The sequence below is a fragment of the Pseudomonas sp. LPH60 genome, from assembly GCF_030718165.1.
Classification (GTDB): domain Bacteria; phylum Pseudomonadota; class Gammaproteobacteria; order Pseudomonadales; family Pseudomonadaceae; genus Aquipseudomonas; species Aquipseudomonas danubii.
In genome coordinates this window covers 37,388-53,546 of the sequence record NZ_JAVAJH010000002.1, presented here as the reverse complement: position 1 = coordinate 53,546, position 16,159 = coordinate 37,388, and the positions used below count along the sequence as shown (strand labels likewise).

The following is a 16,159-nucleotide window of genomic DNA, read 5'->3' as shown; positions in this document are numbered from 1 at the left end:
AACCCAACACCACCAAGGACGCTCCATGCTCACCATCGGACAAATGGCCCGCTGCCACGGCCTCACCACCAAGACCCTGCGCCATTACGACAGCATCGGCCTGTTCACCCCGGCCCTCACTGGCCGCGACAACGGCTACCGCTACTACAGCCCGGAACAGATCGTGACCCTGGGCCGCATCGTCTGGCTGCGGCAACTGGGCATGTCCCTGGAAGACATCCGCACGCTGGCGGACCAGGGCGGCCTGGACAGCGTGCTGCACATGCAGCAGTCGTTGCAGGAGCATGCCCGGCAGCTGGAAAGCGAGATTGCCCGCAGCCAGAAGGTGCTCGGTCACCTGCAACGCTACCTGGCCCAGCCACAGCGCCAGATCCCTGCCCCGCAGACACCGCAAAAGGTGTTCGTGGCCCGGCAACGGATCATCGGCATGGCCTGGCAGCAGGATGACCCGGGTTCCATCGCCGAGCTCTGGCAACGCTTCGAACCTCGGGAGCAGGAAATCCAGCGCCTGGCCGAGCCGGTGGGCACCTACGGCATCTGCCAGCCCCTGGAAGACGGCCAGTGGCGCTACGTGGCCGGCTTGCCGGTGGCCGCCGATGCGCCCCTGGTGCCGGGCATGGTCGAGCTGGACATCCCCGCCCGCCACTACGCCCGGGTCGAGCATCACGGCACCGTGGCCACCCTGCCGGAAACCTTTCGCGCCGCCTACAGCGAATGGCTGCCCGCCGCCGGGCTGATGCCGATCGAAGCGGTGGAGTTCGAATACACCGGCGAGCGTTTCCTGGGGCCCATGCACCCGGACAGCGTGGTGGAGCTGTACATCCCGCTCAAGGCCTGAAACATCCGCAAGGCGGGCCGCCCCCACAGGCAACCGCTGGTCTGGCGCTGCCTTTGCAGCGCGGTCTGTCAGCAAAAGTGCCTCGGATACCGCTATGCTCTGCAGCCATTCCCAGGTTACCGAGCGAAGGCCCGATGAGTTTCCAGGCAGCTGTGTTGAACCAGATACCCGGCATCCGTCATGAGTTTTCGACCCTGGGCGCTGCCCTGCCGGCCAACCTGTTCTTCTGCTCGCAGGTCCACAGTGGCGAGGTGGTGCACGCCAGCACCACCCTGCCCAGCGGGATCATTCGCGGCGATGCGGTCCTCACCCATTCCAGCCGGCCCATCGCGGTGGTCTCCGCCGATTGCCTGCCGATGTTGATCAGCAGCCACGACGGCGCCTGGGTAGCAGCGGTGCATGGCGGCTGGAAAGGCCTGCACGGCGGGATCATCGCCAATGTGCTGCAACACTTCGCCAACAAGGGCATCGCCCCACGGCAATTGCGAGTGGCCATCGGCCCGTCGATCAAACCCTGCTGCTATGAAGTCAGTGCCGACTTCATCGACACCCTGTCCGCCACTCAGGATCCGCTGTGGCCCGCTGCGCAAGCGCCCTGGAGTCGCCAGCAGCCGCCCCCGCGGCTGCCCCCGCAAATTCCCCCGCCACAGCCGACCCAGGCCGACTCCCTGTGGTTCGACCTGAGCCGCTATGCCGTGTACCTGCTGCAGGCCGCCGGCATCGAGGACGAGCAGATCGAAATCAGCGAGCTGTGCACCTACTGCTCGACCCCGACCCTGGCCAGCTATCGCCGACGCGTGCATCGGGGTGAAGCCAAGGCCTTCCAGTACTCCTGGATCGGCCGGACATGAGCCTCGGCTTTGCGCTACTCCCGACCTCTCTGACCGACCTGGAAACCCTGGTCCAGATGCGCATCGCGGCCATGCGCGACAGCCTTGAGCGCCTGGGTCGCTTCGACCCACAGCGGGCCCGGGAGCGTTTTGCCGCAAGCTTCGCGGCCGAGCGCTGCCACTTCATCCTCAGTGACGGACAGCCCGTGGGCTTTATCCAGAGCGAATCACACGAGGATCATCTGCGACTGCAGCACCTGTACGTCATGCCGCAATTCCAGGGGCGGGGTATCGGTGCCCAGGCCCTGGAGCCGCTTTTACAGCGTTCCACCAGAGAACAATTGCCCATCCACCTGGATGCGTTGCGCGGCAGTGACTCAAATCGTTTTTATCGACGCCTGGGTTTTGTTCAGGTAGGCGAAAGTGAATGGGATATTCACTACGTTCGGCCCGCAGATCCCCCCCTGGCCTGAACCCGGCCCTCGTCGGCCATCGAGACCGTACTGGTGCTTGGCCAGCTACCTGAGCTAACGTTGCCTCCCGCCTCAGACCCAACCCAAGGAGTGCCCGTGTCTGACAATCTCTATGCCCCGCCCCAGGCGGATCTGGTCGCCCCTTCGGCGCACACGGCGCCACAACCCTTCTATGTGGTGTCCAAGGTCAAGTTCCTGACCCTGTACATCCTCACCTTCGGTATCTACCAGCTGTACTGGGCCTATAAGAACTGGCATCAGTTCAGGCACGCCAGCGGCCAGGAGTTGTGGCCGGTGGCCCGGGCGTTCTTCGCGATTTTCTTTACCCATGCGCTGTACCGCGAAGCCGATGCACAGCTCAAGCGCGACGGCCGCAGCCACGACTGGCGCCCCGGTGAACTGGCGACCCTGTTTGTGGTGGGGCTGATCGTCAACAACGTGGTGGATGCGCTGTCACGCAAGAACATCGGCTACCCGGTAACCGACATCGCCAGCCTGGCGCTGCTACCGGTGCTGGCGTGGGTCACCTGGCTGGGCCAGCGCGGCCTGAATGCCGCCGCCGGCGACCCCGAAGGCCGCAGCAACGCCCGTTTCACCCCGCTCAACTATGTGCTCTGCGCGCTCGGGGCCGTGGTGCTGGTGTTGGCCTGTCTCGGGGTGATGCTGCCGCCGGAGTGAGTCAGGAACTCAGGCGCTGACGTAGACCCAGGCCTGGATCCCCGAGGCCAGGGTCACGCTGACCCGCTTGTAGTCGGCGACTTCATAGCGGTCTGCCGCTGCCAGTTCCTCGGGGGTAATCTGAAACACCGTGCCGGCAATCGGCGTGCTGTCCGCCGCCCCCGGGCGCAGGATCGGGTGATGGGTCTTGCCACTGGCGGCCAATACCTCGGGATCGGTGATTTCCACCCAGCTCTGTTCATAGCCGAGCATGGCATCGGTGCTGCCACTCAACTCACGGCCGAAGTTGGCCAGCTGCACCGCCTTGTCTTGCAGGGTGCCGTAGGAAAAAAGGTAGACCGAAGCTTCTGTTGCCGAACTCATTCGTCACGTCCTTAAACACGATGATCCGCTTCAGCGGTTGATTTTCAGACCTTGCCGCTCGGCATGGCGCTCCAGCGCCAGCTCGATCAGGCGGCTCACCAGCTCGCTGTAACGCATGCCGGCGGCCTGCCATAGCTTGGGGTACATGCTGATGCGGGTGAACCCGGGCAGCGAGTTGATTTCGTTGATCAGCACTTCACCGTCGTCGGTGAGAAACACATCGACCCGGGCCAGCCCGGAGCAGCCCAGTACCTGGAACGCCTCGATGGCCAGGGCGCGGATGCGTTCGCTGTGCTCGACGCTGATGTCCGCCGGCACCAGCACCTGGGCCGCGTCTGCGTCGATGTACTTGCTGTCGTAGGAATAGAAACCGTTGCCGACCACGATCTCGCCGCAGCCACTGGCGATCGGTTGGTCATTGCCCAGCACCGCGCATTCGATTTCCCGCCCGCGCACCGCGGACTCCACCAGCACCTTGTGATCGAACCCCAGGGCCAGCTCCACAGCAGCCATATAATCGGCTTCGCTTTCGACCTTGCTCACCCCCACCGAGGAGCCTTGGTTCGCCGGCTTGACGAACAGCGGCAGGCCGAGCTGGTCCCGGGCCTGAGCAAAGCCGTAGCGACCACGAGTGGCACGGGTCAGGGTGATAAACGGCGTCACCGCCAGCCCGGCATCGCGCAGCAGGCGCTTGCTGATGTCCTTGTCCATGCACACCGCCGAACCCAGCACATCGGAGCCGACAAAAGGCAGGTCGGCCATGCGCAGCAGACCCTGCAGGCAACCGTCCTCACCCAGGGTGCCGTGGACGATCGGGAAGATCACATCCACATGCCCCAACAGCTCCTGGCTGCTGGTTTCCACCAATTGCTGGCTGGCCTTGCCCGGCACCACCGCCAGTTCGCGGTTGGACTGGTTGAGGGCAATCAGCGCCGGGTTTTCCTGGTTGATCAGAAAGTTCGAGGTGTCGTTGAGGTGCCAGTGCCCCTGCTTGTCGATGCCGATCAGCACCGGCTCAAAGCGCGTGCGATCCAGGGCATCGACGATATTGCGCGCCGACTGCAACGACACTTCGTGTTCGGCCGAACGGCCACCAAAAATAATTCCGACCCGCAATTTGCTCATGAATGGTTTCCGTTAAAAAAATGATCGCTGACGGTTCTCTTGGTTTCAGCTGGGGCTGTAGCGCAAATGGATCAACGCCACCCGCTCCTGCTCCTTGTTCTTGCGCTCTTCGATGGCGAACGGCACAAAACCCAGCTTCGGATAGAACAGCAAGCCCGCCACATTGCTGTTGAAGCAGGACAGCGTCACCTCGCTGGCCTGGTGCTTGCTGCGAGCGATATGGATCATCTGCCCGATCAGTTGCGCTCCCAGGCCCGCGCCGCGCACCTCTGGGTCGACGATGACATTGCCGATGGTGCAGGTGCCGCCACTGGCCCAGCGATAGAAGTTGGCAAAGCCCACCACCTGCCCATCCAACTCGATCACCGTCGAGTCGCTGCGCTGGGCGATGGAGTCACGCAACTGGTCGTGGGTCAGCGGCCAGGTGGCGGCAGGAAAGAAGAAATACAACTCCTGGGGATTGCCCACGAAACTGCAGATCCGCGCAATGTCCGCCTCTGCTACCGGGCGAAAAACAACAGCCATGTTCAGTCTCCTGATACGGGGACGGGTCGTCCTTGTTGGGGGGCGTATCCTGGCCAGCGCAAGGCGCCGGCCGCTCAACGGTTGGCCAGCAGATGCCCGCCAAACAGCACATAGCAACCACCAGCCAGACGGTCCAGCCAGCGACGGGCCCGGGCGTAGAACCCGGCCACCCGGCTGCTGGCGAAAAACAGCGCCACGCAGCAGTACCAGGACAGCGACAGGCCGGCCATGGTCAGCACCGCCAGTCCCAGCAGCAGAGGTGGCGGGGAGGCCGGCATCGACGTAGCAAAGATGGTGGCCACGAACAGCGCCGACTTGGGGTTGGTCATGTTGCCGAGAAAGCCCAGCCGGTAGGCCGAGAACAGGCTGCGCTCAGCATGGACCGCGCCATTGGCGGTTGGATTATCCAGGGCCGGTTTGCGCTTGAACTGCTTGAGTCCCAGGTAGATCAGGTAACAGCCACCGGCGACCTTGAACAACACGAACAGCGCCGGCGCCGCGCTGAACAGCGACTTGATGCCCAAGCCTCCCGCCAGCCCCCAGAGCACGGTGCCGCTGGCCACCCCCAGGGAGGCAAACAGGCCATGGCGCCGCGAGCAGCTCGCCGCCAGTTGTGCTGTGGTGAAAAAGTTCGGTCCTGGGGTGATCACCGCCACGCTCCAGAGCAGGGCCAGCGACAACAGCGGGGCGAGGTAAACCAGGTATGAGACGTGCATGAGCGCAGGTGGCCATGAAGGGGATCCGGGTGAACGACGCTACTCCACTCGCGCCTGCCCAGGCAACCGCCGATTGTCCTCGCAATCCTGCTCAAGCCGTCGGCCGCCGCGCTGCGCCTGATCCATCCTGCAAGGCCCCCCTTCTTCCGGTAGAACTGCCACGGCGTGAGCCGAGGGGCAAGACAGCCAGCGCGCCCCTGAGTTAACGTACCGCCCTCGGCTTCATCCATCAGGACCGTTCCATGGCCAAACCCACCGCTGTCACCGACTGGGTTCACCGCGCGCCGCCCGCCCGGGGCCTGGAGCGCATCGAGGCGTATTTCGCCGGCCATGGTTATGACATGCACCGCCACGACACCTACGCCATCGGCCGCACCCTGCGCGGGGTGCAGAGTTTCCAGTACCGCGGCGGCTGGCGCCACAGCTTGCCTGGGGCCACCATGGTCCTGCACCCCGACGAGCCCCACGACGGCGAGGCCGGCACCCACGACGGTTTTCACTACCGCATGCTGTACGTCGAGCCGGCGCTGATCCAGCAGATCCTCGGCGGCCAGCCACTGCCCTTCATTGCCGGCGGCCTGTCCAATGACCCGCGGCTGTTCGCCGCCACCGAGACCCTGCTGCGCAGCGTCGACGGCCCCCTCGATCCGCTGGAACAGGAAGACGCGCTGTTCGACCTGGCCCACGCCTTGAACAGCGTGTCCGGAGTCCCGCGGTCCCGCCAGCGCTTCGACTACGTAGCGGCAGAACGCGCCCGAGAGTACATCCACAGCGCCCTGGACCGGACCCTCACCCTGGACGAGTTGGCAGCCCATAGCGAACGCGACCGCTGGAGCCTGTCCCGGGACTTTCGCCTGCTGTTCGGCACCAGCCCCTATCGCTACCTGAGCATGCGCCGCCTGGACCTGGTCCGCGCCCTGCTGGTGCAGGGCCAGTCCCTGGCCGATGCGGCGCTGATGGCGGGTTTCTCCGACCAGAGCCACATGACCCGACAGTTTCGCCAGACCTACGGCCTGCCTCCCGCTCGCTGGCTGAAGATGCTCGGCCGCTGAGCCACACACGATCGTTCAAGAAGCCGGCGCCCCTAGCTGTTTACCCTCAGTGCTCATTCATCACTGAGGTGGACCGCAACATGCAAAACCCTGCCCCGCAAGACGCCTACCAAAGCATCAACTTCGCCAACAAACTCGGCCTGTTCAGCGAACACTGGACCCCCAAGGTGATCGCCGAGATGAATGACTACCAGTTCAAGATCTCCAAGCTGCAAGGGGAGTTCGTCTGGCACAGCCACGCCGACACCGACGAAACCTTCATCGTGCTCGACGGCCTGCTGCACATCGACTTTCGTGACGGCCAGGTGTCCATCGGCAGCGGCGAGATGTTCGTGGTGCCCAAGGGCGTCGAACACAAGCCCTGGGCCGAGCAGGAGGTCAAACTGCTGTTGATCGAGCCCAAGGGCGTGCTCAACACCGGCGATCAAGGCGGCGAACGTACGGCACAGAACGACGTCTGGATCTGACCCCGGCCCGAATCTGCAAGGTGGAAAAGGGAATTTCCACCGCACCGGCGAGGTCAGACGCTTTGACACGCCACTCAATCAACGCTGCTGACCGACCGACGGTGTGACAAAACCCCTACGTCGAGGGAAAAAGCACGGGTAAAGTGACGCTCCGATTTTTTCTGTGCGATGGCTCTATCGCGGGGATGCCAGCCTGGCCCCGGCTTTTGATGACGCCCATGGCGCGTCCACTACCTGTTGCGACCCCTGATCCCTGCATGCCGACACCGCACCAAGCCAGCACCACGCCCACCCTGCTTCAAGACCTGCGCACCGGCACCGCGACCTTGCACGTTGCCCTGGAGAAACGCCTGCCGTTCTTCTGTGAGCGGCTTGATGCGCCCTGGTATCGACGCCTGATCCAGGCCTATTACGGCTTCTATCACCCCTTGGAAGCGACCCTGCAGAACAGCGGCCTGATCCCTGCGGGCTATGACCTGAGCCAACGCCTGAAGACCCCGACCCTGTTCGGGGATCTGCGCGCCCTGGGCTTGGATGTCGCCAGCATCGAGGCCCTGCCCCGCTGTGAACAGCTGCCGCCTCTGGCCAGCGCCGGGGCCTGCCTGGGCGTGCTCTACGTACTGGAAGGCGCGACCCTGGGCGGACAGATTCTGCGCCGGGAAATGGCCCGGCGCCTGGATCTCGATGCCGACAACGGCGGCGCCTTTCTCGACGTCTATGGCACTGCCACCGGGCGGCGCTGGAAGGACTTTCTCGACTACCTGGGGCGCATGCCCGAAGACCCGAGCACACGCCGACACCTGGTCAGTGCCGCGCAATCCACATTTGCCTGTTTCGAACGCTGGCTCGACCGCCGCGAGGTGCTGCTATGACCCCCCAAGAATCCCAAACCTTCGAACAGTTGCTGGCCAATTGCGCCAACGAACCCATCCACTCTCCGGGAGCGATCCAGCCCCACGGTGTGTTGCTGACCCTGTGCGAACCGCAACTGCGCATCCAGCAGATCAGCGCCAACGTCGAGACCCTACTGGGCCAGCCCGCCGATTCGCTGCTGGGTCACCCCCTGGAGCAGTTGCTGGGAGAAACAGACGCTCAACGCATCCGTGAAGTGCTGCAACAGGATCAGTTGTTCGATGCTCCGCCGCTGCACCTGTCACTCAACGGAACACCTTTCGAAGCCCTGCTGCATCGCCATCAAGGGGTGCTGATGCTGGAGCTGGAAATCCAGCCCGATCACCCACAGCACCAGCACCTCAAGCAACAGACCGAGAATCTCGGGCGCCTGCTGCGGCGCCTGCAAGCGGCCAGGACCCTGCACGAGCTGTACGCCATCAGCGTCAGCGAGATCCAGGCCATGACCGGCTACGACCGGGTGCTGATCTACCGCTTCGAGGAGGAAGGCCACGGCCAGGTGATCGCCGAAGCCACCCGCCCCGACATGGAGGTGTTCAACGGCCTGTTCTTCCCCGCCTCGGACATTCCCCAACAGGCCCGCGAGCTGTACCGCAGCAACTGGCTGCGGATCATTCCCAATGCCGACTACCAGCCGGTGCCGCTGCTGCCGACCCTGCGCCCGGACACCCAGCAGCCCCTGGACCTGAGTTTCGCCACCCTGCGCAGCGTGTCGCCAATTCACTGCCAGTACATGAAGAACATGGGCGTGCTGTCGTCCATGAGCATTTCCCTGCTCAAGGACGATCAGCTCTGGGGCCTGATCAGCTGCGGCAACCGCCAGCCGCTGCTGGTGCCCCACGAACTGCGCATAGCCTGCCAGACCATTGGCCAGGTGCTGTCGTTGCAGATCAGCGCCATGCAAGCCCTGGACCTGAGCCGGCAGCGGGAAGAGAAAGTCGCCGCCCTGGCCAGCCTCGACCAGGCCATGCGCGACGCCAGCGGCAGCGTCTTCGACGGCTTGACCCAGGCGCCGCAGGTGCTGCTGGACCTGACGCAAGCCGGCGGTGTGGCGATCATCGAGGACAAACAGTTGCACTGCTTCGGCCAGTGCCCGCCACAGGACGAAATCCGCGCGCTGCATCGCTGGCTGCAAGGCACGGGGGAAGCGGTGTTTGCCAGCCATCACCTGGCCAGCGTGTACCCGCCGGCGGCGAGTTATCAACAGGTCGCCAGCGGTGTCCTGGCCATGAGCCTGCCCAAACCTGTGGATAACGGCGTGCTGTGGTTCCGCCCCGAAGTGAAGGAAAACATCCACTGGAGCGGCAACCCGCAAAAGCCCCTGGACCTGGAAAACTCCGACGCTGGCCTGCGCCTGCGACCGCGCACCTCGTTCGAGATCTGGAAGGTGGAAATGGCCGGGATCTCCAGCAAGTGGAGCCACGGCGACCGCTTCGCCGCCAACGATCTGCGGCGCTCGGCCCTGGAACACGACCTGGCGCGCCAGGTCCTGCGTGAACAACAGGCGGTGCGCGCCCGGGACGAGCTGGTGGCGGTGGTGTCCCACGACCTGCGCAACCCGATGACGGTGATTTCCATGCTCTGCGGCATGATGCAAAAGGCCTTCAGCTCTGACGGCCCGCATACGTCACGACGCATTTCCTCGGCCATCGACACCATGCAACAGGCCGCCAGCCGTATGAACAACCTGCTGGAGGACTTGCTGGACACCTCGAAGATCGAAGCCGGGCGCTACAGCATCGCGCCACAGCCGCTGGAGGTGAGCCAGATCTTTGAAGAGGCCTATTCGCTGCTGGCCCCCCTGGCCCTGGACAAGGCCATCGACATCAGCTTCCACGCCGAGCCCGAGCTGACCATCCATGCCGATCCCGAGCGGTTGTTCCAGGTGTTGTCGAACCTGGTGGGCAACGCCATCAAGTTCACCCCCAAGCAAGGCAAGGTCGGGGTGGTGGCGATGTCCGACGGCGAGCAGATCGTCTTCAGCGTCCGCGACACCGGGGAAGGCATTCCCGCCGACCAACTGCCGTTCATCTTCGACCGCTACTGGACCCTGAAGGAAGGCAACCCCAACGGCACCGGCCTGGGGTTGTACATCACCCAGGGCATCATCCAGGCCCACGGCGGCAAGATCGAGGCCCACAGCGAACCGGGCAAGGGCAGCGAGTTCCGCTTCAGTGTGCCCCGCGCCAGCCTCTGATCCAGGCACCGGGGCTGGCACACCGCCCCGGGCGCTCATTCACTCGCCTGCGCCACCAGCCAGTCGCGAAACAACTGGCCGCTGGCAGACAGGCGCTTGTGCCGCACATGCACCAGAAAGTCCGCCTGCCCGGTGCGAAACGCCCACTGGCCGACGCGCTGCAACTCACCTTGCGCCACCAACTCGCTGGCCATGAAATCCCAGCCCAGGCCCACCCCCATGCCCTGCTGCACGGCGCTGAACATCAGCGTCAATTGATTGAAACCCATGGCCCCTGGCGGCGCGCTGTAGTCCAGGCCGAAATGCCGGAACCAGTCGCGCCAGTCGATGCAGTTCCAGGCCGAGGCATCCAGCTGGATCAAGGGCAGCTCGGCCAGTTGCGCCAGCGCGTCAATGGCCGGCAACTCCAGGCGCCGGCTGGCGATGGGATAGACCATCTCGGCGAACAACGGCGTGGCGGTCAGGGACGACCAATGCCCGGCGCCGTAGAGAATGGCGAAGTCGTGTTCGGCCACGCTGGACTCGTCCATGTCATTGTTGGCGTGGATGCTCACGGTGATGTCCGGGTGCTGTTTGTTGAACGCCAGCAAGCGCGGAAACAGCCAGAACTGCGCCACTGCATGGGTGCATTGCACGGTGACGGTGTTGGCATCGCGCCCGGCCCGCAGGCGACTGACGCTGCGCAGTAACGCCTCCAACTGAGTGCTGACCTCGGCGAACAGCGAGGCACCGCTGGCGGTGAGTTTCACCCCCCGGGCCTGACGCTCGAACAGCTCGGTCTTGAGCGACAGCTCCAAGGCACGGATCTGCTTGCTCACTGCGCTCTGGGTCAGGCACAGCTCGGTGGCGGCGCGGGTGAAACTGGCGTTGCGCCCCACCGCCTCGAAGGTCACCAGGGTTTCCAATGGTGGCAAATGACGGGCAAAGCGGCTCATCAGGCATTCCCCAGAAGAATAGGTAGGTGCCTATATATCCTTTGTCCACTCGGTCAGCAATGACTAGGCTGCGCGCTTTGCTGAATCGCTGCGAGTGTGTGCATGAAACGCGGAGTTGCTTACGCCGCCCTGGCCGGTGCGGTCTGGGGCCTGGCCATTGTGGTGCCCAGCCTGTTGCCGGAGTTCAGTCCGCTGATGCTCAGCTGTGCCCGCTTCACCCTGTATGGTGCATTCTCCCTGCTCCTGGCTGCGCCCCAGGCCCGGGAGCTGCTGCAACGCCTGACCTGGAGCGATGCCGGGTTGCTGGTGAAGCTCGCGCTGACCGGCAACCTGATCTATTTCATGCTCCTGGCCAGCGCCATCCAGTGGGCCGGGGTAGCCAGCACCGCGCTGATCGTCGGCCTGTTGCCGCTGACCATTACCCTGGCCGGACGCGGCGACGCCGACGCCGTGCCCTTGCGCCGCCTGCGCTGGCCCCTACTGCTGGTGTTCGCCGGCATCTGCTGCATCAACCTCGACACCCTGCTGACCGCGCCTGGCGATTCACCCGAGCTGGGCCAGCGCGCCCTGGGTCTGCTCTGCGCCTTTGGCGCCCTGCTGTGCTGGACCTGGTTCGCCACCGACAACGCCCGCTACCTCAAGGGCAGCCGTTTCAACAGCAGCCAGTGGTCGACCCTGTGGGGCATCACCACCGGGCTGATGAGCGCTCTGATCTGGCTGCTGGCGGAGGCTTTCTCCCTGCCGGGCACCCAGGTCGAGGCCAGCGAGCAACGCTGGATGCTGTTCTGGGGCCTGAGCCTGTCCAGTGCCGTGCTGGGTTCCTGGTTCGGCAATCGCATGTGGAACGCCTCGACCCGGCGCTTGCCGCTGACGCTCAGCGGCCAGTTGATCGTGTTCGAGACCCTGTTTGCCCTGCTGTACGGTTTTATCTGCCTGCAACACCTGCCGAGCCTGCTGCAAAGCTCGGCGGCCCTGCTGTTGCTGGCCGGGGTGCTGTGGGCCGTGCGCCGCCACTTGCCCCAGCCCCACTGAACGCGCCTCAGCCCTGGGCCACGGAACAGGCCGGCAATGCCGGTGAGACCCGGGGCAAGCGCAGCGCCAGCAGGGCCCCGAGCAAGGCCAGCAGGGCGCTGGCCGCAGTGGCCATTTCAATGCCATGAGCCTGATTGCCCTCAGGGCTCAAGGTATTGGCCAGGGACACCAGCAGCGCCAGCCCCAGGGCCCCGCCGATTTGCTGACTGGTGGAGGCCACCCCCGCTGCCACCCCTTGCTCGGACGCTGCGATACCCTGCCCGGCCGAGACCCACATCGAGGTCCAGGTCATACCCTGGCCGATGCTCATGACCACGATTCCCGGCAACAGGCCGACAAAACCGCTGCTGCCGGGCAAGGCCAGGTACATCATGCCGATGCCCAGCGCCCCGAGCAGCAAGCCGCTGACCAGGGTCGCCCGCAAGCCGATGCGCAGCAGCGCCCGCTCCGCCACCCAGATCCCGGCTGTGCACAGCAGGGTCGAAGGCAGGAACGCCAAGCCGCTCTGCAACACGCTGAACTGGTAGACCTGTTGGAAATACAGGCTGAGAAAGTAGTACTGCACGCCGAAGCTGCTCATGAACAATGCAGTAATCACCATGGCCATGCGCAGTTGTGGATAACCCAGCAAACGCAGCGGCATCAGCGGGTCCGGGCTGCACTGTTCGAGTCGGACAAACAGCCAGAGCAACGCCAGGGACAGCATCAGACAAGCCAGGGTCGCCGGCGCGGTCCAGCCCCACTCCGGCCCCTGAACAATGGAAAACACCAGCAAGGTGCCCCCCAGGGTCACGGTCAGGGCACCGCGCAGATCGAACTGACGGCCACGCGGGCGCGCCGGGTCGGCGGGAATCCAGCGTCGGGCCATCAGTGCGCAGGCACCGGCCAGGGGCACGTTGACCAGGAACACCGCTTCCCAGCCCCAGTACTGGGTCAACACCCCGCCCAGCAAGGCCCCCAGGGCCAGCCCCGCCGCCGAGGCCGCGCTCCACACCGCAAAGGCGCGGTTACGGGCCGGGCCTTCGGCGTACCAGGTGTTGATCAGGGCCAGGGTGGCCGGGAACAGCATCGCCCCGCCCACGCCCTGCACGGCCCGGGCCAGCACCAGCAACAGGGCGCTGCCGCCCAGGCCGCCGGCCAGGGACGCCAGGGCGTACAGGGACTGGCCAATGATGTAGAAACGCCGCTTGCCCAACAGGTCCGCCGCACGCCCGCCCAGCAGCAGGAAGCCGCCAAAGGCCACACTGTAGGCGCTGACCACCCACTGCAATTGCTGGGCGGAGAACCCCAGACGCTGGCCAATGTCCGGCAGGGCAACAAAGACGATGGTGGCGTCCAGGGCGATGATCAACTGCGCGGTGGCCAGCAGTAACAGCATCCAGCCCGACGGCTTGGCTAACGGGGTCGCGGACATTGCGAAAATCCTTGTCTGAAATAGGCGGCGCCCAGTGTCATCGATGCCGTTTAAATGATAAATACGCCACTTCCTCTTTCAGTAATGACTTTAATCATGGATCTGAACGCCCTTCGCCTGCTGGTCCGGGTGGCCGAGACCCGCAGTTTCACCCGGGCCGCCGGCGACCTGGGGCTGACCCAATCCGGCCTGTCCAGGGCCATTTCCCGCCTGGAACAGCAACTGGGCGTGCGCCTGCTGCAACGCAATACCCGCAGTGTCAGCCTGACCCCGGACGGCCAGGTTCTGGTGGACCGGGCAGGACCGCTGCTGGCAGAACTGGCCCATACCGAGCACTTGCTGCTGGACCGCCGGGACTCTCCCACCGGAGCGCTGAAGATCAGCACCCCTTCACTGTTCGGGCGCAAGGTGGTGATGCCGGTCATTGGCGAGCTGACCACCCGCTATCGCGAATTGAGCATCGAGGCGGTCATGACCGATCGGGTGGTGGACATCATCGACGAAGGCTTCGACGCAGTGCTGCGTACCGGGGTGATCAACGACCAGCGCCTGATCGCCCGCCCCCTGGCGCCCCTGCGCTGGGTAACGGTGGCGGCGCCGGCTTATCTGCAGCGCCATGGCACGCCCCGGCAACTGGCGGACTTGCAGCAGCACAACTGCCTCACCGTGCGCAACCTGCGCAGCGGCCGCCTGGTGGACTGGCAGTTCATGGACCAGGGCAAGCCTCTGGACCTGGCGGTGCAGGGGCGGCTGATCTTCGACATCGGCGATGCCCTGGTGGACGCGGTGCTGGGCGGCTTCGGCATCGCCCAGTTGATGGAGTTCGCCGTGCGCGATGCCCTCGACGCAGGCCATCTGGTGCCGATTCTCCAGGCCCATGACGGGCGCTGCCGGGAACTGTCCCTGGTCTACCCGCCCTCACGCCAATGCTCGCCGAAACTCAACGCCTTCGCCGACGCCCTGGGCCAGGTGAGCTGGTAGCCAAGACCCGGTCGGCGGCAGAGCGCTGGACTTGCAGGTGCTGGATCACGTCCAGCAGACGTTGACTCAAACCTCACCGGCCTGGGGCAACTGACGACCATCAACGGCGTCGCCAATGGTCAGGAAATGCCCACCCGCTACATGGTGCAGGGTGCGCAGCGAGTCCTGGCCCTCGAAGTGCCAACGCCCTTCGCTGAACACTCGGGCATCGGCCTGGGCCGCAATCACCTCACCGAGGAACAGGTCGTACTGCTGGTGATTGTGGGGCTCGGGCAACAGCCGGCATTCCAGCCAGGCCACGCAACCTTCCAGCAGCGGAGCCTCAAGGGCCTGGCCGGCAAAGGTCGACAAACCATAGGCGCAAAACTTGTCGCGCCCGGCGTGGTGCAACTCCAGTCCGGAGCTGTTGCCCAGGCTCTGCACAATGTCCACTTGAGCGGCGCAGGGCACGTTGAGGACGAAGGTGCCCGAAGCCTCCAGCAGTTGCCGGGTCCAGGTGGACTTGTCGAGCACCACGGCAACTTTCGGCGGCTCGAAATCCAGGGGCATCGCCCAGGCCGCGGCCATGATATTGCGCTGGCCGCCATGGGCCGCGCTGACCAGCACCGTAGGACCGTGATTGAGCAGGCGGTAGGCCTTTTCCAGAGGGACCGAACGACGAAATGCAGGCATGGCAGGCTCCTGAAAAAAATCCGATTGTAGCCCTATCCAGCCCTCGGGCAGACCGCGGCATTGGATGGATTTTCTGGATAATCCGTCCAGCCGCCGACGGCTTATCCGCGCCCTTCCAAAGACTAGACTCAGCCTTCACCAACCGTCGAAGGAGCCGCACCATGGCCGATCATTCCCTGAACAACAAAGTCGTGCTGATTGCCGGAGGGGTGAAAAACCTCGGCGGCCTGATTGCCCGTGATCTTGCCAGTCACGGGGCCAAAGCCGTGGCCGTGCACTACAACAGCAGCGCCAGCCAGGCCGACGCCGAGCGTACCCTGGCGGCGCTCAAGGACCTGGGGGTCGAGGCCCACGCCTGGCAGGCCGACCTCACCAGCGCCAGTGCCGTGGAGCGTCTGTTCAGCGAGGTCAAGGCGCGTTTCGGTAAGATCGACATCGCCATCAACACCGTGGGCAAGGTGCTGAAAAAACCCATAGTCGACATCAGCGAAGACGAGTACGACCAGATGTTTGCGGTCAATGCCAAGAGCGCGTTCTTCTTTATCAAGGAAGCCGGCAAACACCTGGAGGACAACGGCAAGCTGGTGACCCTGGTGACGTCGCTGCTGGGAGCCTTCACCCCGTTCTATGCCGCCTATGGCGGTTCCAAGGCCCCGGTGGAACACTTCACCCGGGCCGCCGCCAAGGAGTTCGGCGCCCGCGGCATCTCGGTCACCGCTGTCGGGCCAGGCCCCATGGATACACCGTTCTTCTACCCTGCCGAAGGGGACGACGCGGTGGCCTACCACAAGAGCGCTGCGGCCCTGTCGCCTTCGAGCAAGACCGGACTCACTGATATCGAGGATGTGGTGCCCTTCATTCGTCACCTGGTGACCGAGGGTTGGTGGATCACCGGTCAGACCTTACTGATCAACGGCGGCTACACCACCAAGTAATCCTGGCGCCCAAG

18 protein-coding genes are annotated in these 16,159 nt (G+C 64.6%); 11 read left to right on the top strand and 7 right to left on the bottom strand.

Going from position 1 to position 16,159, the window contains the following annotated elements; translation table 11 throughout:
* The first annotated feature begins 25 nt into the window (after window positions 1–25).
* The 4 genes from Q8O96_RS05745 (at window position 26) to Q8O96_RS05730 (ending at window position 2,819) form a co-directional block, all read left to right on the top strand.
* Window positions 26–838 carry a GyrI-like domain-containing protein gene (locus Q8O96_RS05745; RefSeq protein WP_305948534.1) on the top strand — a complete coding sequence of 271 codons (813 nt, stop codon included), beginning with the start codon at window positions 26–28 and terminating at the stop codon, window positions 836–838.
* 134 nt (window positions 839–972) lie between these two features.
* Window positions 973–1,689 (top strand): polyphenol oxidase family protein, encoded by a 717-nt coding sequence (locus tag Q8O96_RS05740; protein ID WP_305948533.1) that lies wholly within the window; start codon window positions 973–975, stop codon window positions 1,687–1,689.
* Window positions 1,686–2,141, top strand: a complete 456-nt coding sequence (locus tag Q8O96_RS05735) for a GNAT family N-acetyltransferase (protein WP_250329644.1) — start codon at window positions 1,686–1,688, stop codon at window positions 2,139–2,141. Before Q8O96_RS05740 ends, Q8O96_RS05735 begins: the two co-directional genes overlap by 4 nt.
* Window positions 2,142–2,237: 96 nt before the next feature.
* Entirely contained in the window at window positions 2,238–2,819 is a 582-nt protein-coding gene (locus Q8O96_RS05730) for a DUF4234 domain-containing protein (protein ID WP_060841064.1), read from the top strand.
* A gap of 9 nt (window positions 2,820–2,828) precedes the next feature.
* On the opposite strand, the gene Q8O96_RS05725 is transcribed toward Q8O96_RS05730, so the two are convergent.
* The 4 genes from Q8O96_RS05725 to Q8O96_RS05710 all read right to left on the bottom strand — a co-directional run bounded on the left by Q8O96_RS05725 (window position 2,829) and on the right by Q8O96_RS05710 (window position 5,548).
* A complete protein-coding gene (locus Q8O96_RS05725; RefSeq protein ID WP_115580924.1) occupies window positions 2,829–3,182 on the bottom strand; it encodes a gamma-glutamylcyclotransferase family protein in 354 nt (117 codons plus the stop codon).
* Window positions 3,183–3,212: 30 nt separating this feature from the next.
* Window positions 3,213–4,307, bottom strand: a complete 1,095-nt coding sequence (ddlA, locus tag Q8O96_RS05720) for a D-alanine--D-alanine ligase (RefSeq protein ID WP_207815940.1) — start codon at window positions 4,305–4,307, stop codon at window positions 3,213–3,215.
* A 45-nt stretch (window positions 4,308–4,352) separates the two neighbouring features.
* Window positions 4,353–4,832, bottom strand: coding sequence for a GNAT family N-acetyltransferase (locus Q8O96_RS05715; protein ID WP_108545186.1), 480 nt, complete (start codon window positions 4,830–4,832; stop codon window positions 4,353–4,355).
* A 74-nt stretch (window positions 4,833–4,906) separates the two neighbouring features.
* Window positions 4,907–5,548, bottom strand: coding sequence for a LysE family translocator (locus tag Q8O96_RS05710; RefSeq protein WP_060841068.1), 642 nt, complete (start codon window positions 5,546–5,548; stop codon window positions 4,907–4,909).
* Window positions 5,549–5,790: 242 nt separating this feature from the next.
* On the opposite strand from Q8O96_RS05710, the gene Q8O96_RS05705 reads away from it, so the two are divergent.
* The 4 genes from Q8O96_RS05705 (at window position 5,791) to Q8O96_RS05690 (ending at window position 10,176) form a co-directional block, all read left to right on the top strand.
* Complete coding sequence (locus tag Q8O96_RS05705; RefSeq protein ID WP_305948532.1) at window positions 5,791–6,600, top strand: AraC family transcriptional regulator; 810 nt, start codon at window positions 5,791–5,793, stop codon at window positions 6,598–6,600.
* Window positions 6,601–6,680: 80 nt separating this feature from the next.
* Window positions 6,681–7,067, top strand: coding sequence for a cupin domain-containing protein (locus Q8O96_RS05700; protein WP_102860221.1), 387 nt, complete (start codon window positions 6,681–6,683; stop codon window positions 7,065–7,067).
* Window positions 7,068–7,324: 257 nt separating this feature from the next.
* The gene (locus tag Q8O96_RS05695) at window positions 7,325–7,939 is read left to right on the top strand and encodes a biliverdin-producing heme oxygenase (protein WP_305948531.1); all 615 of its coding nucleotides are present in this window, start codon (window positions 7,325–7,327) and stop codon (window positions 7,937–7,939) included.
* Window positions 7,936–10,176 (top strand): ATP-binding protein, encoded by a 2,241-nt coding sequence (locus tag Q8O96_RS05690; RefSeq protein WP_102860219.1) that lies wholly within the window; start codon window positions 7,936–7,938, stop codon window positions 10,174–10,176. Before Q8O96_RS05695 ends, Q8O96_RS05690 begins: the two co-directional genes overlap by 4 nt.
* Before the next feature lie 35 nt (window positions 10,177–10,211).
* Here the strand turns inward: Q8O96_RS05690 and Q8O96_RS05685 are convergent, their stop codons facing one another.
* A complete protein-coding gene (locus Q8O96_RS05685) occupies window positions 10,212–11,111 on the bottom strand; it encodes a LysR substrate-binding domain-containing protein (protein ID WP_102860218.1) in 900 nt (299 codons plus the stop codon).
* A gap of 102 nt (window positions 11,112–11,213) precedes the next feature.
* Between Q8O96_RS05685 and Q8O96_RS05680 the strand changes: the two genes are divergently transcribed.
* Window positions 11,214–12,143 (top strand): DMT family transporter, encoded by a 930-nt coding sequence (locus Q8O96_RS05680; RefSeq protein WP_102860217.1) that lies wholly within the window; start codon window positions 11,214–11,216, stop codon window positions 12,141–12,143.
* A gap of 7 nt (window positions 12,144–12,150) precedes the next feature.
* Here the strand turns inward: Q8O96_RS05680 and Q8O96_RS05675 are convergent, their stop codons facing one another.
* Complete coding sequence (locus Q8O96_RS05675; protein WP_305948530.1) at window positions 12,151–13,557, bottom strand: MFS transporter; 1,407 nt, start codon at window positions 13,555–13,557, stop codon at window positions 12,151–12,153.
* A 96-nt stretch (window positions 13,558–13,653) separates the two neighbouring features.
* On the opposite strand from Q8O96_RS05675, the gene Q8O96_RS05670 reads away from it, so the two are divergent.
* Window positions 13,654–14,538, top strand: coding sequence for a LysR family transcriptional regulator (locus Q8O96_RS05670; RefSeq protein ID WP_102880960.1), 885 nt, complete (start codon window positions 13,654–13,656; stop codon window positions 14,536–14,538).
* A gap of 66 nt (window positions 14,539–14,604) precedes the next feature.
* Here Q8O96_RS05670 and Q8O96_RS05665 read toward each other — a convergent pair whose 3' ends face one another.
* A complete protein-coding gene (locus Q8O96_RS05665) occupies window positions 14,605–15,210 on the bottom strand; it encodes a flavin reductase family protein (protein ID WP_110652201.1) in 606 nt (201 codons plus the stop codon).
* Window positions 15,211–15,371: 161 nt separating this feature from the next.
* On the opposite strand from Q8O96_RS05665, the gene Q8O96_RS05660 reads away from it, so the two are divergent.
* Window positions 15,372–16,145 carry an SDR family oxidoreductase gene (locus Q8O96_RS05660; RefSeq protein ID WP_102860213.1) on the top strand — a complete coding sequence of 258 codons (774 nt, stop codon included), beginning with the start codon at window positions 15,372–15,374 and terminating at the stop codon, window positions 16,143–16,145.
* The last annotated feature ends 14 nt before the right edge of the window (window positions 16,146–16,159 follow it).